The organism is Shewanella sp. 1CM18E, assembly GCF_023161665.1.
GTDB lineage: Bacteria > Pseudomonadota > Gammaproteobacteria > Enterobacterales > Shewanellaceae > Shewanella.
This window is the reverse complement of the sequence record NZ_JALNTW010000009.1, coordinates 58,456-78,849: the sequence shown is the minus strand read 5'-3', so window position 1 is coordinate 78,849 and position 20,394 is coordinate 58,456. Positions and strand designations below refer to the sequence as shown.

Sequence of the window (20,394 nt, the reverse complement as noted above, 5' to 3'; positions counted from 1 at the left end):
CAGCGCCATAATAAAATAAATAAAAACGGTAATGACACTTATGAGCCATTTACAGCCCAGCGAACTTTCTATCTTGCTTGTAGAGCCTTCAGATACGCAGAGAAAAATCATTTGTCAGCGTTTAGAGCAAGAAGGTGTGAAGCTAATCCAAACAGCAACTAGTCTTGCTGAAGCCATGCAGATCATCAATCGCCATCAACCAGATTTAGTTGCAAGTGCCATGCACTATGCCGATGGCACGGCGCTAGAGCTTTTACAGCAAATAAAATCATCAGCTCACTTTAGTGATATTCAGTTTATGCTGGTTTCTAGTGAGTGTCGCCGCGAGCAATTAGAGCAATTTAGACAATCGGGCGTAGTTGCTATTTTACCTAAACCATTTAGTGCAGAGCATTTAGGTAAAGCAATAAATGCCACCATAGATCTACTTAGCAATGATGAATTAGATCTAACCCACTTTGATGTGCAAGATTTACGCGTGTTAGTGGTCGATGATAGCAAGATGGCGCGTAACATTATTAAGCGAACCATCACCAATTTAGGCCTAAGGATGATCACCGAAGCTGAAGATGGCCAACAAGCAATTGAGCTAATGCAGCAACAAATGTTTGACCTAGTGATCACCGACTACAACATGCCTAGTGTAGATGGCCTCGCGCTTACCCAGTTTATTCGTAACGATAGCCAGCAGTCACATATTCCGATTTTAATGGTGTCTTCTGAGGCCAATGAAACCCATTTGAGCAATGTTTCACAAGCAGGAGTTAATGCCTTGTGTGACAAGCCTTTTGAGCCCAATGTTGTGAAACAGATCTTATATCAGCTATTAGAAGAGTAAAAATTGAGAATTCGCCCCTATTTTTGACTTTAATGCCCATGTCATAAGGCTAAAGCACTTTTCAAATGCAAAAGCTTATGGCATGTTACATAACGCTACTAACAATTAAATCTACGGAAAGAAGAGACTATTCAAATGAATAAGACTGAACTTGTTGCAAAAATGGCTGAATCTGCAGAACTAACTAAAGCTGAAGCCGCGCGTGCATTAAAATCTTTTGAAGAAACTGTTGCAGAAGCAATGAAGAATGGAGACAAGATCTCTATCGTTGGTTTTGGTTCTTTTGAAACAACTCAACGCGCAGCTCGTACAGGTCGTAACCCACAGACTGGTAAAGAAATCCAGATCCCTGCGGCTACAGTACCTAAGTTCAAAGCAGGTAAAACGCTTAAAGATAGCGTTAACTAAATCACTGTTTCCGCAGTTAATAACTAAACCTCCCCTTCGGAGGTTTTTTTATGCCTGCCCCATCTCGGTGCTTCCCGCCCTAAATTGTATCATTATTGAACAACTGTTATTCCTTGAAACATGTAAACAACTGTTTTAATGAGATGTTTATTCTGGCTTAGAGCTTGCTAAATAACTTCTGACCTTCAAAAACAATAATGTTTCACCAAAGGGGAATACTATGAACAAGCTACTAATCAATACTAGTGCAGTACTTTTAAGCTCACTTATCGCGACATCGGCTCATGCAGCCGTAGAAGCCAACATTGGTGCAACTTCAAATTACTTATGGCGTGGTGTAACCCAAACTGATGACGCTGTAGCTGTACAAGGCGGCATCGATTACAGTCATGAATCGGGCTTTTATGCGGGCACCTGGGCGTCAAATGTCGATTTTGGCGATGATACGAGTTACGAGGTAGATTTCTACGCCGGTTTTGCAGGTAACTTTACTGACGACTTTGGCTACGATATTAACTATCTGTATTACGCCTACCCTGATGCTGACGGCAGTATTGATTTCTCAGAGGTAACTGCAGCACTAAGTTGGAAATGGCTCAGCGTAAGCTACTCTCATGTTGTCCATGCAGGCGATGATGTCGCTAGCGAGCCCCTTGATAATAGCGATATGGGTTATGCCCAAGCTAATTTTAGTTATCCATTGTCAGATACACTCTCTATTGGCGCCCATTATGGTTATTCAACTGGCGATGTAATCACTGCTTGGTACAATACCGACAGTTATTCTGATTACTCACTGGCACTGAGTAAAGATACCGACCTCGGTACTGTATCTTTTACTGTCAGTGATACAGATCTTAAAAACGATGATGCCAAGTTTTTACTCGGCTATAGCTACAGCTTTACTCTATAAGATCCTGTAAATAAGGCCATTTATGCTATTTTTAAGTACAAATGGCCAGTTATAAAATAAGCCAGGTTAGTTATTTAATTTCACTAAATCACTAAAAAACATCCACATTAATAAAAAACGAACGATAAATGTAATTTTGTTACATTGATCGCATATTTTTAAATCACTTCCTGCTAAATTCCAAATTAAGCACTCACTGATGGGTTTAATTAAGTAAGCCAAAGAGTGCACACATTGTTTAGTTATTAACCGATGGTATCAAAGTATTCCCTTTTAACGCTAAGTAAGCGATTCGGAACATGGATACCTAGCTAAGAGGAATTCGTGATGGCTCAGACTTTTGAGTTGGTGCCCAACGACGCAGAAATGGAGGCGTACACAACGCCTAAAGATCAGCAAAGTGCTGACGAGTTAGCCCGTAAGAAAGCCGTTAAAAAACGTCTTGAAGACTACCTTGAACAAGCGCAATTGAAGCGCGATTTAAGTGAAGATGATTTTTGGGCATAACCCAAAGTACGTGCTAAGCCATATTTGAGAAGCATCGACTTACTCAGATATATAAAAAAAGCTCCTGACATAATATGCAGGAGCTTTTTTAGTTTTATCACTATTTAGCTTTTTTGCGTTGCCGCATCGGTTTCACGCTTTTTCAAGAAATATTCTCGCGTAAGCGCAAACACCACAGGGCTTAACAGTGCCAATGCAATTAGGTTCGGAATAGCCATCATCGCATTGAGCGTATCCGCCAATAGCCAAATAAACTCCAGCGAGCTAACTGCACCAAGCGGCACAACTAGCGTCCAGATAATTCTAAACGGCTTGATGGCTTTGACACCAAACAGGAACTGCACGCACTTCTCGCAGTAAAAGCTCCAACCTAGAATCGTTGTGAATGCAAAAATAGTCAGCGCGATTGCCACCACATAATTGCCCATTGGGAACGCATGCGAGAACGCAAATGAAGTTAGCGCAGCACCATTTTCACCAGAAGTCCAAGCCCCTGAAACAATAATGGCTAAACCAGTAATGCTACAAACAATTAAGGTATCGATAAATGTACCTAACATTGCCACTAAGCCTTGCGCCACAGGGTTATTAGTTTGCGCAGCGGCATGGGCAATAGGCGCACTACCAAGGCCCGCTTCATTAGAGAACACACCACGGGCCACACCAAAGCGAATCGCCGCCCACACAGCAGCTCCAGCAAAGCCTCCTTGTGCCGCAACGGGATTAAATGCGCTATGCAAAATAAGCTCTATTGCCGCAGGGATCTCCGCAGCGTAAACAATAAGCACTGCTACACCTGCTGCAAGGTAGAAAACTGTCATCATAGGTACAAGCTTGCCCGCCACGTCGGCTATACGCTTAATACCGCCCATAAGCACTGCACCAACAAGTACCATTAGCACCACACCAGTTACCCAGTTTGGTACGCCAAAGTTACTGCCTAATGCGTCAGCAACCGAGTTCGCCTGCACTGTATTACCAATACCAAAACCAGCTAACGAACCAAATAGCGCAAAAGCTGTACCTAGCCACGCCCACTTAGAGCCCAAACCATTTTTGATATAATACATTGGGCCGCCAACGTGGTTGCCGTTGTCGTCGACTTCACGGTACTTTACCGCAAGCACCGCCTCAGCAAATTTAGTCGCCATGCCCACCAGCGCCGTGCACCACATCCAAAACAGTGCACCAGGTCCACCGATAAAAATAGCCGTTGCGACACCGGCAATATTACCGGTACCAATAGTGGCCGACAGTGATGTCATTAAGGCATTAAAAGGGCTAATTTCGCCCTTCTTGTTTTTGTCTTTATCTGGAATTCGACCTGACCACAACAGCTTGAAGCCAGTGCCTAGTTTTAAAATAGGCATTAGGCGTAATCCGACAGTAAGGAATAACCCCACTCCCAAGATCATCACCAGCATTGGAGTCCCCCAGACTACGGAATTGATCATGCTTACAAAATTCGTAATAGCTTCCATTCAAACCTCGTCGATACAGAGAAATTATCGTTATTATTTATATTTATACTTATATTTATAATCATGTATTTAGGGCTTTTTGATCTTTCATTGGCATAGCAAGATCAAAAGGTCCTAATAAAGCGAGTTAGCTATCAAAAATGATAAAACACTCAACCTTAGCAAACAGATTACAACGAATTGTTAACGATTGGAAAGACTAGAAAATAAACTAACGCAGTCAGGTGAAAAGTTGTCATAACGCTTGGCAACGCTATGACAACGATAAGTGGTATCAATTAGGCCAGTGAAACCTATTAGCGCATAGAAGCGCGAGGCAACTTAAAGGAGATAATAAACGTTGTAAGCAACATAGCTGCAGAAATCATTAAACAAGCCGATAAGCCCGCTTCTTGATAAACCCAGCCAGACAAAATGGTGCCCAGTAAACGGCCCATAGCGTTAGCCATATAGTAAAAGCCGATATCAAGCGATACGCCATCTTCGCCCGCATAACTAACGATTAAATAGCTATGCAATGACGAGTTAATCGCAAATACCGCACCAAACACCATAAGTCCGACAATCAGCGCAACCTGTGGTGCAATCCAACCTGTAAACATGACGACTGCAAGTATGCTAGTCACTAATGTCAGCACACCAGCCCATATAGTTGCAGCCTTGCCGTCTGGTGCACCTTTTCTGGCGGTTAATGCTGGTGCGAAAGATTGCACCATGCCATAGGCAATGACCCAAGCAGCAAGAAAAGTACCTACGCTGCTATGCTCCCAACCAAGCTGACTGGCCAAGAACACAGGTAAAGCAATAACAAACCATACATCGCGAGCGGAAAATAAGAATAATCGCGCCGCCGACAGAATATTCACACTGTCACTTTTGGAAAATATCTGAGTAAACTTTGGTTTAGATTTGGCTTTGCCTAAATCCGCTTTGAGACTCACAATGCTATAGATCCACACTAGCAGCAGTGCCGCAGCCATAATCGCAATCGCGCCTTTAAACCCAGCTGTAGATAGCAATACCCCACCTAAGAAGAAACCAGCACCTTTCAATGCATTCTTAGAGCCGGTAAGCATAGCAACCCAACGATAGAGCTTATCTTCTGCGCCTTTAGGCACCAATGTTTTAATGGCACTCTTAGCGCTCATCTTATTAAGATCTTTGGCGATCCCCGACATCGCCTGCGCCGCCATCACCCAAGGTACCGTCAGCATTGCAGTTGGCAACAACAGCATAGAAAGCGCCACAATCTGCAAACCCAGGCCGATGTTCATGGTGCGGTTAAGCCCTAACCTTGCGCCTAACCAGCCACCAACAAGGTTAGTAATAACGCCAAAGATTTCGTAAAACAGAAACAGCATAGCAATCGCTAGTGGCGTGTAACCTAAGTCATAGAAATGCAGCACCACCAACATACGCAATGCGCCATCGGTAAGCGTAAATGCCCAGTAGTTACCGGTCACGATTAAATACTGCTTAATGCTATCCGGTAATGAACGAAGTTTTGTTAGCACAATTGACTCTCTATATGGCAAAGTTCATGTTCTAAAAAATAAATAACAAGCGAAATGCCCACTCAAATAAGGGCTCCAGTAACGATTAAATACTGCTTAATGCTATCCGGTAATGAACGAAGTTTTGTTAGCACAATTGACTCTCTATAATGGCAAAGTTCATGTTCTAAGTATTAAATAACGAGCGTAATACCCCCTCAAATAGGGGCTCCAGTAACAGTTAACTACTGCTTAATGCTATCTGGTAATGAACGAAGTTTTTTAGCACGATTAGCTCTCTATATAGCAAAAGTTCATGTTCTAAGAATTAAATAACGAGCGAAATGCCCTCTCAAATAGGGGCACCGGTAACGATTAAATACTGCTTAATGCTATCAGGCAACGAACGAAGTTTTGTTAGCACGATCAAACCACCTAAAAAGCAGGCACGATTCCAATTTGGCTTTTCCTAGAACCTAGAACCTAGGGTCGAGGCCCTAGGATCTATAAGCGAAGCGTCCTGCTCTTCCTAAGCTCTTATATTTAAGCCTGATCCATTTTACCAACCATAATTGCCAGCTCTGCAGTGCGATTAGCGTAGCCCCATTCATTGTCGTACCAAACATACAACTTAACTTGAGTGCCATTAACCACCATGGTTGAAGGCGCATCGATAATGCTTGAGCGTGGATCAGTTTTATAATCAACCGATACTAATGGGCGCTCTTCATAGCCTAAAATATCTTTAAGTTCGCCTGCTGCAGCTTGTTGCAGCAACTGGTTAACCTCTGCCTCAGTCGTTTCACGCTCAACTTCAAACACACAGTCAGTGATAGAAGCGTTTGCAAGTGGAATACGCACTGCGTGACCATTTAACTTGCCCTTTAGCTCAGGGAAAATATGAGTGATTGCAGTTGCGCTACCGGTTGTTGTTGGGATTAAGCTCAATCCACATGCACGAGCACGGCGCAGATCTTTATGTGGTGCATCTAAGATGGTTTGAGTATTAGTAATATCGTGAATCGTAGTCATCGAGCCATGCTTGATACCAATCTTTTCATGAATCACTTTAACCACTGGCGCTAAACAGTTTGTGGTGCAAGAAGCTGCTGTCACGATTGGATGAATATCTTTATCATAAAGGTCATGGTTAACTCCCATTACGATATTCAACACGCCTTCTTCTTTCACAGGTGCAGTCACTACCACACGTTTAACGCCTTGGTCTAAATAGGCTTGTAATAAGGCTTTAGTTTTCATCACCCCAGAGGCTTCAATCACTACGTCACAAGCTGACCAATCTGTTTCGGCAATCGCTTTATTGCGAGTTGTAGCAATACGCTTGTTACCAATAACAATATCAGTGCCTTCAGCTGTTGCTTCTTCAGACCAGCGACCGTGTACAGAGTCAAATGTCAGCAAATGCGCTAATGTGGTTGCATCACCCGCTGGGTCGTTAATCTGTACAAATTCAACATCGCTATTATGCCAAGCCGATCTTAATGCTAAACGCCCCATTCTACCGAAGCCGTTGATACCAATTTTGATTGTCATAGTCGTCTCTTAATCTGTTCTGAGTTTAAGTTAACTGTTATTGCTTAAATCTAGTTTGTGTAACTAAGAATACATTCATCCCGTTACAGGGGTAATACTTCAAGTATTACACTCTTTACTTGCAGTGCCAGCCTTATTACAGCGGGTTAGCTGCTTACTTCCTCTTCGGCAAACATATGGCGACTGCGGTTAGCTATTGCCACTAAAGACAACATCACCGGAACCTCAACTAACACACCAACCACTGTTGCTAATGCTGCACCTGAGTGTAAACCAAATAATGAAATAGCCACTGCAACCGCAAGCTCAAAGAAGTTTGATGTTGCAATCATGCATGCTGGCGCCGCAACTTTATGGGTTAGCTTCATTTTTTTCGCCGCATAAAATGCAATGAAGAAGATACCGTAAATTTGGATTAATAACGGAATCGCAATCAGAGCAATATTTTGTGGCTCAGCAATAATGGTTTCAGCCTGAAAACCAAATAGCAGCACCACAGTTGCAAGCAAGCCTACCATCGACCATGGCTTTAACTTAGCCACAAACGCATTGACCTGACTATCATCACCTTTTTTCTGCAGCATATAGCGAGTGATAACACCAGCAACTAACGGCAACACAACATACAGGCCAACAGATGAAAGCAGTGTCGCCCACGGCACCTGGATATCACTAACACCGAGTAACAGTGCGGTGATTGGCGCAAATGCTACCACCATAATAAGATCGTTTACTGACACTTGAACTAGCGTGTAGTTAGGGTCACCTTTGGTTAGCTGGCTCCACACAAATACCATTGCAGTACAAGGCGCAACGCCCAGTAAAATCATACCTGCTATGTATTCGCTCGCTGTTTGTGGGTCAACAAAATCAACAAAGAATACTTTAAAGAATAACCAACCAAGTGCAGCCATAGTAAACGGCTTTATCAACCAGTTTATGACTAATGTCAGTACCAAGCCTTTCGGGCTTTTGCCCACATCTTTCACAGCAGAAAAGTCGATTTGTACCATCATTGGGTAAATCATTACCCAAATAAGCACTGCAATTACAAAGTTAACATGGGCATATTCAAGCCCAGCAACCACGGCAAATGTATCAGGTGCTAAGTTACCCAAAAATACACCAGCTAAAATTGCTAGACCTACCCAAACACTTAAATAACGTTCAAAAATACCCATGATATTTAGCCTATTACTACATAATTTCGCCAACCCGACTAGAGTTAGCTTTAGAAGGTTAGCAGCAGTGTTTAACTCTTTCAGGACGATCGCCCATCTGTCCAAGATTAGTTAAATTGCCACCAATAAGTTCGGCTTCATCCTTAGCCAAAGTCTGTAAGATTTCATTTGCCCAACTGGGTAACTGCGGATTAATGCTATAAAAAACCCACTGGCCCTGACGACGGTCAACCAATAACCCAAGCTTTCTAAGCTGGGCTAAATGACGTGAGACCTTTGGCTGGATCTCATCAAGTGCTGCCATCAACTCGCAAACACAAAGTTCAGACTCAGCTTGAATAAGCAGTAAACTGCGCATTCTGGTGTCATCTGCTAGTGCTTTAAAAAAGGTTAAAGGTGTCATCATCAATTCTCGACAAATTAACTAAGTATGAAAAAGCGAATATACGACAAATAATATATACGTTTTTTCATATAAGCAAGCCAGTGTTCGATTTTTATTTATGCTAATTTCAGTTTGCCGCTGTGTGACAGATATAAAAAAGGCTTCCCTTAGGAAGCCTCATTGGTTGTCACTTGCTGATTAAATCTGCATCACGCTTGGCTTAGTTACCAGCAATCTTCATCTTATCCATCAAAATGCCGCCTGTGCGGATTGATGAACGCAGATCTCTGTCTTTAGCCACTGCAACGATATTCTGGTACATATCCTTCAGGTTACCTGCAATAGTGATCTCTTCAACTGGATACAAGATAACGCCATTTTCGACATAGAAACCAGCTGCACCACGAGAGTAATCGCCAGTAACAGTGTTCACACCTTGGCCCATCACCTCGGTTACGATTAAACCTGTACCCATCTCTTTAACTAACTGATCAAAGGTTTGCCCCGTTGTCGATAGTGTCCAGTTATAAATACCACCGGCATGACCAGTGTTAGTCAGTCCAAGCTTGCGCGCAGAGTAACTCGTTAGCAGATAAGTCGCTAAACGGCCGTTATCAATAATATCCCGTGCTTGGGTGGCTACGCCTTCACTGTCATATGCAGAGCTTGCTAGCGCCCCAACTAACAAAGGATCTTCATGAATGCTAAACCAGTCTGGGAAAACCTGAGTATCAATCGCGTCGAGTAAAAAGCTCGACTTACGGTATAAGCTGCCACCGCTGATCGCGCCAACCAAATGCCCCATTAAGCCTGTAGCAATTTCAGGCGAAAACAGTACCGGTAACTGAGTAGTAGCAATCTTGCGACCACCTAAACGACCCGCCGTTTTCTCAGCGGCTTTACGGCCAATAATCTCTGGTGCCGTCATATCGCTAAACTTGCGCGCAACCGTGTAATCGTAATCACGCTGCATGCCACCTTCGTGCTCACCAATAGCCACACAACTTAAGCTATAACGAGAACTGCAAAAGCCATTTAAGAAACCGTGGCTGTTACCGTAAACCTTTACGCTAGAGTGCGCGTTAGCGCTTGCGCCGTCAGATGTTTGTACGCGCTTGTCTGTATCTAAGGCTGCTTCTTCAGCTAATACAGCAAGGCGAGTTAACTCTTCAGGTGAGATATCTTCAGGGTGGTATAAATCAAGATCTGGAAACTGTGTCGCCATTAACGACTTTTCAGCCAAACCATTAAACGGATCAGCCGAAGTAAAACGAGCAATGTCATCAGCAGCTTTAACAGCTTGCTCAATGGCAGCCTTGCTTAAATCAGAGGTCGATGAGCTACCTTTACAGCCATCTCTAAAAACAGTAATCCCTAGGGCACCATCTTTATTAAACTCCACGGTTTCAACTTCTTTCATGCGGGTTGAAACAGACAAGCCTTGTTGCTTACTAATCGCAACTTCAGCACCTGAAGTCCCTAATGTTTTTGCATATTCCAGCGCCATCGAAACGGCATCTTTCAAGGAATCCAATTCAATATCAATGCTAGGTGAAGACACAGTTCTACTCTTTATTTATCGGCAATGGCGCTAGCATAACAAACCCAAATGCCAATCTCATTAAATAATCCCGCTGCAACTGGCTCAATCGCTATGTTGAGCAAAAAAATATCAGCTAACCAGCCACTAAAAGCCGCCATAAAGGCTATTACAGACAAAAATAGGAAAGGAAATAAGCAAGTTTAGATGTTATTATTAGCACAGAATTTGTAAGAGATTTTTAGATATGAAGATTGTCGGTGACTCAGAGCACTTCCACCAGCCCTATGACCAAGATGATAACTACGAAAGTAGAGCGGACGTAAAACGCGAAATCGCTATTTATCAGGAATACGGCAAAAAGCTAGTCGCACTTAGTAAAAGCCAAGTGCAAAAGCTAGATTTAGATGAAACGCTTTTTGATAATATTTTGAAAGCTAAAACAATCAAAATTAATACCGAAGCCTACCGTCGCCACATTCAGTACATTGGTAAACTAATGCGCTATGTTGACCTTGAAGAACTTGAGGTTGCATTGAAGAACGTACTGAACCAAAACAGCAACGAAAGTGCCAAAACTAATGTTGCTGACAAGACTCGCGATCAGCTAATTGCTGAAGGTGACTCAGCAGTACAAGACTTAGTCGAACAACACCCTGAGTTTGACCGCCAAAAACTGCGTCAGCTAGTTCGTCAAACCAAAAAAGAGCTATCTAAAAACGCAGATATCGCTGCGTCGAAGACAGCCAAAGAATTAAGTAAGTATTTACGTAACGAGATCAAAGATTAATCGTTACAAATATAGACATCATCGCTATATATCTACACAATAGCTCTTTAAGTCTTTAACTGACTTAGGGAGCTTTTTTATTTGTTTATACGAATAAAGCCCGCCTAGAATCCAGTACAAATTTGCAGCACAAGGAATATGCACATGCGTCTGCCCCACACACTGGCCACTCTGCCTTTATCTTTTCTTTGCCTATCATTAATCAGTGGCTGTAATGGCTCATCAGATGGCAGCAGCGATACCGACAACGGCGGCACCTACAGCCTATCTTTAAGTTACAAAACCGTTGTTAATGGTGCTTGTGCTGAACCAACCAATTCATTGAGTTTTGACGCTAATGGCGCTTTTTGTGCGGTAGCCCAACTAAAACAAGATAATAGCAATCGCAGCGGTAAACTGATTAGCTTTTCCAGCAGTTTTGGTGAATTATCAGTAAGCACCAAGTTAACGAATGATAATGGCCAAGCAGAAATCATTGTTAGTGACAGTGCAGGCGCTGAAGGTGCTGGCACGCTAACAGCTGATTTTAGCGAAGGTGACAACACTGCCACAGCAACACGCAATTTTGAGTTCACCTCAAGTACTAACCCATCAGAACCTAAATTTACTCTCAACAGTGCAATCATTAATGGCACTCAAGTGGTCACGCAATTTAAAGCTGAAGAAACGGTGCAGCTACAAGCGCAGTTTTTAGATGAGCAGGGCCAAGGCATAGCAGGCAAGATGGCAAGCTTTACAGCGGGTAACGCCAGCCTAAACCCAAGCTCTGCACTGACTAAAGACAACGGTATTGCTCAAGTGAGTTATACCGCAAGTGATAGCGAGCTAGGCGCAGCTAACTTCTCTGTCACATTAGAAAGCGACGGTGTCACTTATCAAAGCTCAGGTTTATATGAAGTACTCGCTAAAGATGCCGTTAGTGACGATGGCGTGATTGTTATCGGTCATTTCTCTGCTGACGGTAGCACTTTTACTGAAAACCTATTAGCAACCACCTTGCCTGATGACAAGACTGTTAGTGCAGGCGGTACCTTTGGTGTCACCGCAGATGTGGCTACTAAAAATGAAGATGGTAGCTACACTCGCCTACAAACCCCAACCAGTGTGACATTCAGCTCAAGCTGCGTACTAAGCAATAATGCCAGTATTGATTCACCAGTCACCACCCTTTCAGGTACAGCTAGCTCAACCTTCCAAAACACTAGTTGTAGCGGTAACAGTGAGCGTGATGATCAAATTACTGCTTCGGTAATTGCTGGTAATCAAACTGTCTCGGCAATCTTGGACTTCTCGCTAGCGAGCCAAACCCTGGCGAATTTGAGCTTTGTCTCAGCAGAACCTACTTCAATCCGCATTAAAGGTGCTGGTGGCACAGGCTCAAGTGAATCATCACTTATTACCTTTAAAGTAGCTGATGCCAATGGTCAACCTATTGCGCAGCAAGATGTTGATTTCTCGCTTGATACTACCGTCGGCGGCATTACGCTAACAGATAGCAGCAACACCAGTAACTCTGCCGGCCTTGTTAGCGCTACAGTATTGTCAGGCACTATGCCAACACCAGTGCGCGTATTAGCTACTGCAACAAACAGCGATGGCGAGTCAGTAACAACCCAGTCAGAGCAACTCACTATTAATACTGGTTTACCTCAGCAACTAGGTTTTAGCTTATCGAGCAGCTTGTTAAACCCTGAAGCAGATTCACACGACGGCGAAAAAGCCACAATTACCGCGTATGCATCAGACAGCTTTGGTAACCCAGCACCTGATGACACTACGATTAACTTCACCTCTGAAGGCGGGCAAATTCAACCAAGTTGTGCCACTGTAAATGGTACTTGTAGTGTTGAATGGACAGCTGCAGACCCACGAGTACCAAATCATCGCATCACAGTACTCGCCTATGCCTTAGGCCATGAGACCTTCTTTGATACTAACGGTAATAACATTTTTGATGATGCTGATGGCGGCGCAATCGCTGCAGCCTGTTTAAACGCTAATGGTAATGCAGTTGCATGTTCAGGCAACGGTATGGATATCGAAACCTACCATGCTGGTGGCTTTAGCGATTTAGGTGACGCCTTCCGTGATGATGATGAATCATTCTCACATACTCCTGGAGAGCCTTATTTTAATACAGGATCAAGTTCAAGTTATGAACTCGCAGACGGCAAGTTTAATGGCCCACAATGTACTGGTAACTTATGTGGTGAAGGCCAAGCCAATAAAACTTATATCCGTAAAGCATTAATCATGACGATGTCAGGTTCTACTGCACATTTTGAAATCCACCAAGACGGTAATCTCATCTATACCGATGGCCAAACAGCAGAAATTATCACTGCAGCAATCCCAGCAGGTGGGTTCTCAGTATTTAATGTACGTTTCTTCGATAGCGCTAACCAAATCCTACCGAAAGGTACCAATATCACAACGACGGCTAGCAAAGGTGAGTTAGATGCGGACCCTTATGAAGTACGCAACCGTAATAGCCATGGTGGCAGCAGTACTAGCTTTGTGTTGACCAATGATATTGACCCAACAAGCACTGATGAGCCAACAAAGGTCAGCCTCGTATCTATTGAGTCAGAAACACCTAAAGCGATAAAGTCAGGTATTTCATTTAGCGTTGAGCTATCAGCACCAACACCCTAATGACTTAAATTAAAAAAGCTTAGTCGCTAAATAGTAAAAGCCCGTGCTCAACATAATGAACGCGGGCTTTTTAGTCTTTATTCATCACAGCTTGAGCAGCTATCAATTGCAAGTATCTAGAAAAACGCTCTACTACATGAGCTGTAAAATCATCTCTCGATAACCGTCTCTCGATAATCATCAAAGGATTATTAAATAAAGCGCCTATACAAGGGCTTTTAAACGCTTAGATACGCCCCAATAAGCCAAAGCAAAGAATATAACTACCATGGCCCATAATTGTAGCCACTGCGGCATAATGCTTTGCCACGATGCGCCCATTTGATTTAACTCTAACATGGCCATAATGCCTGGCACCGCTGGTACGATTTGCGAAACCGCCACCACAGGCTCAGGAATTAACGCTGTAGGCCACACAAAACCCGACACAAACAAAATCGGCATAGAGATCAGCAATAACACTTGGGTAGGTAAATCTCGGCGGGTAAACAAGCTGCTAAATGCTACTCCAGCCGCAGTTGTAGCCAGTAAAAATGGCAACATCAGCAAAGCCACTCGGCCGATACTTGCCTGTAAGCTAACGTCATACCAATAGTAACAATATCCGACGTAGTAACTGCTTAGCAGGCTGTAAATCAACATAAACGCAGCGATACGCCCACAAACAAGTTTGAGTGGACTCACTTGCTGCCAATAGCCTCGTTGACGCCACTGACTTGCACCTAAAATACCTGTGCCAATCAACAAGGTTTGATGCAATATAAGTAAAAATAGTCCCGGCACAATATAGGGCGTATAACCTAAACTTGGATTAAACGCAGGTATGCTATTAAGCTTAACGACATTAAGGCTTTGCTCTACTGCTTTAGCATTATCGCCTTGGGCTAACATACCTAAGCGTTGTATATTTTTACCCGCATCGAGTCCTGCAGAAATCAGCCCTTCCGCAACTGCCGAGTAAATTAAAAAGTAACTAGCATCGCCGCCATAGCTCAAGGTCACGCCTTTACCTAACAGCAAGTCACGTCTGAAGTTGGCAGGGATCACTAACAAACCGTGCGCACGCCCAGTTTCAATCCAGCGCTTTGCTTCATCAATAGAGCCTAGTTCGGCAATCACTGCTATTTTGGGGCTGGCATCAGCATGACGCACTAACTGACGACTCAGCGACGATCTATCATGATCAATAACCACAAGCTGCTGCTCAGTCGGTACCTGATGCAAATACGGCAGTGGATACAAAATCGAGTAAAATAGCACGCCACCAAACACGGTAATAACTATGGTTTTATCTGCGAGGATCGCTTTAAGCTCAGCCCAAATTAGCTGTAACAGGCTCATATATTATTGCTCCTTTACCAAAGCAGCAGAACTTGCAGCCGCTGATGAAGCCTCTAATTCTGCTTCATCAAAGCCCTTCTTCGCAAAAATAACGATAGGAATAAGCAATAGTAAGAAGCCCCAATAACTGAGCATTTGCGGCAAACTGGCAATTAAGCTTTGGCCGTAACTCACCACGGCAATATGGGTTTCAATATAATGGCTAGTTGGCATAATCACTCGCCACCATTGGGCAAGCTCTGGCATTTCATGGGTTGGAAACGTCACTCCCATAAATGCAAAAGCAGGGGCAAACATTGCGGTGCAAAAACTTATCACTCGCGCACTGTCTTTTAGCACGAAGAAAATCGTCAATACAATCAGCCATACCGCAAGCAACATCAATGTTTGAGCAATTAACAGCACAGCAATACTGCCAGCGATAGGCAAGCCCAAATACAGGTAAATTAGCGCTAGAATAAAGCCACCATGCAGCAAGACTAACGGTGTATAGAAGACTATTTTTGCGGCTATCACTTTGCCGACACCTAATTGATACCATTGCTTAGTGGTATTCCAGCGCAGCTCACGATTAAGGCTATTGGCAAATACCATCATGGCCACCAGCTGCAGCAAAGCAATTAATACCGGCGGTACTAAAAAGCCGACATAATTATTGTTGCGGTTAAACAGCGCGGTTGTTTGACTGCTAACTGGGCTTAAGTTAACTGCAACGCGCTCCATAGGCACACCAGCAGCAAGCAACTTAAGCTCACCTAAGGGTTTTAAGCCATCAGCCATGCTCGCTTGTAACTGGCTCGACAATAGCTTACCTACCAGTAAAAACTGGCTGTTATAACGAATATCGATTGTTGGTGTTTTTGAGGTAAGTAAATCGCGCTTAAGACCATAAGGCAACACTAGCAAGGCATAGACTTCACCTTGCTTCATCGCAGCCTCAGCACTTGGCAGCCCGGTATAACTAATCGGCTTAGTCACGGGATTAGCTTGCAGTTGCCGTGCTAAGGCGCGGCTGATTTGGCTATTATCCAAATCAACGACAGCTACAGGGAGCTGTCTTGGTAGCCCTGCACTAAAAAGCAACCATAGAGCAATAATGCTGATTAGCGGAATATAGCTAACCAATGCTAACTGCCAAGGGTCGTCTTGCAGAGCGGTAAACTCTCGCTTTAGCGCCTTTATCACAGCCTGCCTCTCTTGCCTTAAAGGGTGAATAGCACCGACATACCTACTCGTAGATCGGCAATAGGCTGATTAGGACGAAGTTCCACTTGGAATGTTCGCATATCAAAGTCGTGACCACTTTCAGTCGCTCGCCAAGTCGCAAAGTCGCCCATCACGGAAATGTGGCTAACAGTAAACTCAACTTGCTGATCCAGCGCTGGAATTGTTAGCTTTAACACATCAGCTTGCTTGAACTGTTTAAGCTGATCTTCACGTACTTGGAACACCGCCCACGCATCGCTCATATCAATCAAGCTCACCACAGGGAAACCACTTGGTGCTAGCTCGCCAGCTTGTAGTAACACTTCACTGATCTCACCGGTTTTAGGAGAGCGCATTTGGCTGTCTGACAAAATTGCGGTGACTTCATTAACCGCACCTTCTGCCATACGCGCATTACCCGCAGCCGCAGCTTTGGTTTCTACTCGCGCACCTTCATCAGCCATTTGATACATGGCTAATGCTGCTTGTTCGGTATATTTAGCCGCTTGCCACTGAGTAAAAGCTTCGTCGCGCTTTTGTCTGGCCAGTACACCTTCATTAAACAGCACTTCAACGCGATCAAAAGTAGTACGCGCCAGTTTGGCTGCCGCTTGCGCTTTTAACCACTGCTCCTTTGAGGCGGCAACTTGTTGCTTACGCGCACCATTATCAGCCTCTTGCTGCATCGCTAGCGCCGCATCTCGGCCACCCTCAGCTTGCATCAATTTCGCTTTTAACTCAGGGCTGTAAATGGCGTATAGCAAGTCGCCTTCAGTGACTTTGTCACCACGCCTAACAAGAACCTCTTCAACACGGCCAGGCACCTTAGATGACACGTTATATTCACGCGCTTCAATCTGTCCTTGCAGCAGCTGTGGCTTGGGGGTGTAAGCAAGGATTAATCCATATACTAGTGCACCAATTAATACGATTAACGCCAAAATGGCCAAAATACGGTTAGTGCGCATTGGTATCCCCTTGCTGAATGCTTCTACCTATAAATTCATCTAGCTGACCGCTTATCGCCATCAGTCTTGCATATGCTTGTATATAGCGGTATTGGGCGCCCAATTGCTGAGTCGCTACTGCGTTAAGCTTAAGCTCGGCATCAACTTTCTCAATTGATGTCGACAAGCCTTGCTTAAAAGCGATATCTCTTAAACGCTTATTTTCTTCAGCTAAGCTCATTGAAGTATTGAGTGATAATACTTCTTCTTGTGCTTGCAACATTTGGCGGTAGCTTTGATCGAGTAATAAATTTAAGTCTTGCTGAGTTTGCGCCTTGGTATAGCGTGCTTGAAGCAAAGCACTTTGTGCGGCTTCAACCTTACCACTGCGACCATCTCGACTTAGAAGCGGCATGGTAAAGCCAACCCCTAACATCCAATCTGGTTCGATTTGAGAAAATAGACTGTCGTCTTCATACAAGGTGTAATTACCGTAAAGAAATACCGTTGGCAGATAACTGCCCTTCTCTACATCCACTAAGCCTTTCGCTTGTGCTTCTTTAGCCTCTAACAGCTTTAAAGCAGGATGCTGCGCCATAGTTAATTGCGCAAGTTGCGGTAATGATGGCGAGTTATGCAACATAAACAGCGGCGAAGTCGTATCCACTTGTCTCTCGTGCAGCATACGAGATAGTGCAATCATCGCCATTTCAGATTGACGCTTTGCACTACCATAACTAACCCGTGCGTTTTCAAGTGCTACTTGTGCATTGAGTCGCTCGACTTTAGCGATCTGCCCTTGTTGCTCTAATTTTTCAGCGTGAGATGCATGTAAGGTCAACGAATCAACTAGTTCGGCTTGGGTGCGCGCTAGAGAATCTGTTACCGCCACCGCGTAGTAGCGATCCACCAGCTGCAAAAATAACTCGCGACTAGTGAGTTTCAATTGTTGCTCTTTTTCAGCTACCTGAGCTTCGTGGATCCCTTGAGCAGCTGAAATTTTACCACCTGTGTAGATAGGCCACATAGCTTGCAGACTAGAACGAAAAATATCTTGTTCGGTGAAAGGTGTAACGAATAAGCTTCCAGGGATCCCGGCTAATGCGCCACCTAGAGCTGGCGGCAGCGCTCCGGGATCGATTGCAGCAAGGGGATTAAGATCGCGGAGATCGAGTTCAATCGGCTTTTCTAAGCGAGTATAACTACCGGTAAGATTGATCGACGGCAGGTTCATATCTTCACCTGCTTCACGTTCAGCTTCAGCGCGACTCACTTCTTGCGCCCCCGCCTGCAGTTTATCGCTGACTTTGGTCAACTGCTGCCAAGCCTCATCAAAGGTCATTGGCTTAGCTTGGGCAGTAAGCGGCAAAGTCAGTAAAATAGCACACAGCAAACGTTTCATTAACACCTCTAGAGCTTTTACTCTATTCCATTGGTAAATAGTATCATTGCTATATGTTACTCGCTAGGTTTTAAGCAATTGAGTTAATGCCTAAATCCTAGCGGATATTGAACATTTTGCTTTACGGCACTCAATAAAAACTTGAGCGCCTTTGTTAAAAAGCACTCAAAAAAACACTAGAATGCTTAAGCAGCAATTGACTAAGCTGTGCCGCCAACAGTTAATTTATCTAGCTTCAATGTTGGCTGACCAACACCTACAGGTACGCTTTGGCCATCTTTACCACACACACCAACACCTTTATCTAATGCTAGATCATTACCCACCATAGAGATCTGGCTCATTGATTCAGGGCCATTACCAATTAAGGTTGCGCCTTTAATCGCTTGGGTAATTTCGCCGTCTTCAATTAAATATGCTTCAGAAGCCGAGAACACAAACTTACCCGAAGTAATATCTACCTGACCACCACCAAAGTTAGGCGCGTAGATCCCCTTCTTCACTGATTTAATGATCTCGGCAGGATCTGACTCGCCCGCTTCCATATAGGTGTTTGTCATACGTGGCATCGGCAGATGAGCATAAGACTCACGGCGACCGTTACCTGTAGATTGCTGACCCATCAAGCGCGCATTTAGCTTGTCTTGCATATAGCCTTTCAAAATACCGTCTTCAATCAGCACAGTCTTTTGTGTTGCAACACCTTCATCATCAATGGTTAATGAACCGCGGCGGTTTGCCATGGTGCCATCATCCACAACGGTAACCAATTCAGACGCCACTTTCTGGCCGACTTTACCACTAAAAGCACTGCTGCCTTTACGGTTAAAGTCACCTTCAAGTCCGTGACCAACAGCTTCGTGCAGCAGTACACCTGGCCAGCCAGCACCAAGTACTACAGGCATTTCACCCGCTGGAGCATCAATAGCGTGTAGGTTAACTTGTGCTTGGCGTACCGCTTCGCGTGCAAAGGCGAAGCAATATGGCAGGCCATCGTCGCCATCTTCAAGTAGTACGGTGTAATCATGACGACCACCGCCACCTGACGCGCCACGTTCACGCTTGCCGTCTTCTTCTAAAATAACGCTACAGTTAAAGCGCACTAGCGGACGAATATCGGCTGCTAAGGTGCCATCGCTTGCGGCCACCAAAATCTCTTCATGTACGCCAGATAAGCTTACGACCACCTGAATAATGCGGCTGTCTAAGCTACGGATATACGCGTCGGCCTGCTTAAGCAGCTCAATCTTTTTCACTTCTTCCATTGCGGCAATTGGATCGCTGCTGATGTAAAGCGCCTTATTGTCTTGCTTTGACCATGCGTTAACTTGTCCATTACCGCCTGAAGTCGCAATGCCACGCGCTGCTGTTGCTGCCGCTTCTAGTGCGCTTGGCGTAATTTCATCAGCATAAGCAAAACCAGTTTTCTCACCAGTAATAGCACGCACGCCCACACCACGTTCGATATGAAAACTGCCGTCTTTAACTATGCCATCTTCTAGCACCCAAGACTCATGACGACTGCCTTGAAAATATAGATCGGAGAAGTCAATTTGATGCTCGTGGATACGCTTTAAATAGCTTTGGAGATCATCTATTGCTAGCCCATCTTGTAATAAGCTTTGTCCAACTTGAGTTAAAAGTGACATCTATTCTCTCTTTTATTAATTCGATAAAAATATTGGCAAAGCCGAGCAGGTTTATTGCTAACCGACTCGACTCGCTTAAATTTGCTCTATCGCTGTCGTGATTA

Annotated in this window: 17 protein-coding genes; 6 read left to right on the top strand and 11 right to left on the bottom strand. The window is 44.2% G+C overall.

Annotated features, from left to right (window positions below; translation table 11 throughout):
* Positions 1-40: 40 nt before the first annotated feature.
* From MSG37_RS13255 to MSG37_RS13240, 4 genes are all read left to right on the top strand, one after another.
* Positions 41-838, top strand: coding sequence for a response regulator (locus MSG37_RS13255; protein ID WP_248471127.1), 798 nt, complete (start codon positions 41-43; stop codon positions 836-838).
* A gap of 135 nt (positions 839-973) precedes the next feature.
* Positions 974-1,246: an HU family DNA-binding protein gene (locus MSG37_RS13250; protein ID WP_012156924.1), complete on the top strand. Its 273-nt coding sequence runs from the start codon at positions 974-976 to the stop codon at positions 1,244-1,246.
* A gap of 220 nt (positions 1,247-1,466) precedes the next feature.
* Complete coding sequence (locus MSG37_RS13245) at positions 1,467-2,159, top strand: TorF family putative porin (RefSeq protein WP_248471126.1); 693 nt, start codon at positions 1,467-1,469, stop codon at positions 2,157-2,159.
* 327 nt (positions 2,160-2,486) lie between these two features.
* Positions 2,487-2,666, top strand: coding sequence for a hypothetical protein (locus tag MSG37_RS13240; protein ID WP_248471125.1), 180 nt, complete (start codon positions 2,487-2,489; stop codon positions 2,664-2,666).
* A gap of 104 nt (positions 2,667-2,770) precedes the next feature.
* Here MSG37_RS13240 and MSG37_RS13235 read toward each other — a convergent pair whose 3' ends face one another.
* The 6 genes from MSG37_RS13235 to pmbA all read right to left on the bottom strand — a co-directional run bounded on the left by MSG37_RS13235 (position 2,771) and on the right by pmbA (position 10,321).
* Complete coding sequence (locus MSG37_RS13235) at positions 2,771-4,147, bottom strand: sodium:alanine symporter family protein (protein WP_248471124.1); 1,377 nt, start codon at positions 4,145-4,147, stop codon at positions 2,771-2,773.
* Between the two features lie 296 nt (positions 4,148-4,443).
* The gene (arsJ, locus tag MSG37_RS13230; protein WP_248471123.1) at positions 4,444-5,661 is read right to left on the bottom strand and encodes an organoarsenical effux MFS transporter ArsJ; all 1,218 of its coding nucleotides are present in this window, start codon (positions 5,659-5,661) and stop codon (positions 4,444-4,446) included.
* Between the two features lie 522 nt (positions 5,662-6,183).
* Positions 6,184-7,194, bottom strand: coding sequence for an ArsJ-associated glyceraldehyde-3-phosphate dehydrogenase (locus MSG37_RS13225; RefSeq protein ID WP_248471122.1), 1,011 nt, complete (start codon positions 7,192-7,194; stop codon positions 6,184-6,186).
* Between the two features lie 146 nt (positions 7,195-7,340).
* On the bottom strand, positions 7,341-8,375 hold the full coding sequence (gene arsB, locus MSG37_RS13220) for an ACR3 family arsenite efflux transporter (protein ID WP_248471121.1): 1,035 nt from the start codon (positions 8,373-8,375) through the stop codon (positions 7,341-7,343).
* A 58-nt stretch (positions 8,376-8,433) separates the two neighbouring features.
* Complete coding sequence (locus MSG37_RS13215) at positions 8,434-8,778, bottom strand: metalloregulator ArsR/SmtB family transcription factor (RefSeq protein WP_248471198.1); 345 nt, start codon at positions 8,776-8,778, stop codon at positions 8,434-8,436.
* Positions 8,779-8,980: 202 nt separating this feature from the next.
* Complete coding sequence (pmbA, locus tag MSG37_RS13210) at positions 8,981-10,321, bottom strand: metalloprotease PmbA (RefSeq protein ID WP_248471120.1); 1,341 nt, start codon at positions 10,319-10,321, stop codon at positions 8,981-8,983.
* 226 nt (positions 10,322-10,547) lie between these two features.
* Between pmbA and yjgA the strand changes: the two genes are divergently transcribed.
* The gene (yjgA, locus tag MSG37_RS13205; protein ID WP_248471119.1) at positions 10,548-11,090 is read left to right on the top strand and encodes a ribosome biogenesis factor YjgA; all 543 of its coding nucleotides are present in this window, start codon (positions 10,548-10,550) and stop codon (positions 11,088-11,090) included.
* Positions 11,091-11,234: 144 nt separating this feature from the next.
* Positions 11,235-13,745: an Ig-like domain-containing protein gene (locus tag MSG37_RS13200; protein ID WP_248471118.1), complete on the top strand. Its 2,511-nt coding sequence runs from the start codon at positions 11,235-11,237 to the stop codon at positions 13,743-13,745.
* Between the two features lie 204 nt (positions 13,746-13,949).
* Here MSG37_RS13200 and MSG37_RS13195 read toward each other — a convergent pair whose 3' ends face one another.
* The 5 genes from MSG37_RS13195 to tldD form a co-directional block, all read right to left on the bottom strand.
* The gene (locus tag MSG37_RS13195) at positions 13,950-15,086 is read right to left on the bottom strand and encodes an ABC transporter permease (protein WP_248471117.1); all 1,137 of its coding nucleotides are present in this window, start codon (positions 15,084-15,086) and stop codon (positions 13,950-13,952) included.
* A 3-nt stretch (positions 15,087-15,089) separates the two neighbouring features.
* Positions 15,090-16,271: an ABC transporter permease gene (locus tag MSG37_RS13190; protein WP_248471116.1), complete on the bottom strand. Its 1,182-nt coding sequence runs from the start codon at positions 16,269-16,271 to the stop codon at positions 15,090-15,092.
* Between the two features lie 17 nt (positions 16,272-16,288).
* A complete protein-coding gene (locus tag MSG37_RS13185) occupies positions 16,289-17,260 on the bottom strand; it encodes an efflux RND transporter periplasmic adaptor subunit (RefSeq protein ID WP_248471115.1) in 972 nt (323 codons plus the stop codon).
* Positions 17,250-18,641: a TolC family protein gene (locus tag MSG37_RS13180; RefSeq protein ID WP_248471114.1), complete on the bottom strand. Its 1,392-nt coding sequence runs from the start codon at positions 18,639-18,641 to the stop codon at positions 17,250-17,252. Before MSG37_RS13180 ends, MSG37_RS13185 begins: the two co-directional genes overlap by 11 nt.
* 200 nt (positions 18,642-18,841) lie before the next feature.
* Positions 18,842-20,290: a metalloprotease TldD gene (tldD, locus tag MSG37_RS13175; protein WP_248471113.1), complete on the bottom strand. Its 1,449-nt coding sequence runs from the start codon at positions 20,288-20,290 to the stop codon at positions 18,842-18,844.
* Positions 20,291-20,394 lie beyond the last annotated feature (104 nt).

Excerpts from the sequence above, each read along its gene's own strand:
- MSG37_RS13185 (WP_248471115.1), bottom strand. The coding sequence starts at position 17,260 with ATGCGCACTAACCGTATTTTGGCCATTTTGGCGTTAATCGTATTAATT.
- tldD (WP_248471113.1), bottom strand. The coding sequence starts at position 20,290 with ATGTCACTTTTAACTCAAGTTGGACAAAGCTTATTACAAGATGGGCTA.
- arsB (WP_248471121.1), bottom strand. The coding sequence starts at position 8,375 with ATGGGTATTTTTGAACGTTATTTAAGTGTTTGGGTAGGTCTAGCAATT.
- MSG37_RS13255 (WP_248471127.1), top strand. The coding sequence starts at position 41 with ATGAGCCATTTACAGCCCAGCGAACTTTCTATCTTGCTTGTAGAGCCT.
- MSG37_RS13215 (WP_248471198.1), bottom strand. The coding sequence starts at position 8,778 with ATGACACCTTTAACCTTTTTTAAAGCACTAGCAGATGACACCAGAATG.
- MSG37_RS13200 (WP_248471118.1), top strand. The coding sequence starts at position 11,235 with ATGCGTCTGCCCCACACACTGGCCACTCTGCCTTTATCTTTTCTTTGC.
- MSG37_RS13195 (WP_248471117.1), bottom strand. The coding sequence starts at position 15,086 with ATGAGCCTGTTACAGCTAATTTGGGCTGAGCTTAAAGCGATCCTCGCA.
- MSG37_RS13240 (WP_248471125.1), top strand. The coding sequence starts at position 2,487 with ATGGCTCAGACTTTTGAGTTGGTGCCCAACGACGCAGAAATGGAGGCG.
- MSG37_RS13225 (WP_248471122.1), bottom strand. The coding sequence starts at position 7,194 with ATGACAATCAAAATTGGTATCAACGGCTTCGGTAGAATGGGGCGTTTA.
- MSG37_RS13245 (WP_248471126.1), top strand. The coding sequence starts at position 1,467 with ATGAACAAGCTACTAATCAATACTAGTGCAGTACTTTTAAGCTCACTT.
- MSG37_RS13180 (WP_248471114.1), bottom strand. The coding sequence starts at position 18,641 with ATGAAACGTTTGCTGTGTGCTATTTTACTGACTTTGCCGCTTACTGCC.
- MSG37_RS13250 (WP_012156924.1), top strand. The coding sequence starts at position 974 with ATGAATAAGACTGAACTTGTTGCAAAAATGGCTGAATCTGCAGAACTA.
- MSG37_RS13235 (WP_248471124.1), bottom strand. The coding sequence starts at position 4,147 with ATGGAAGCTATTACGAATTTTGTAAGCATGATCAATTCCGTAGTCTGG.
- yjgA (WP_248471119.1), top strand. The coding sequence starts at position 10,548 with ATGAAGATTGTCGGTGACTCAGAGCACTTCCACCAGCCCTATGACCAA.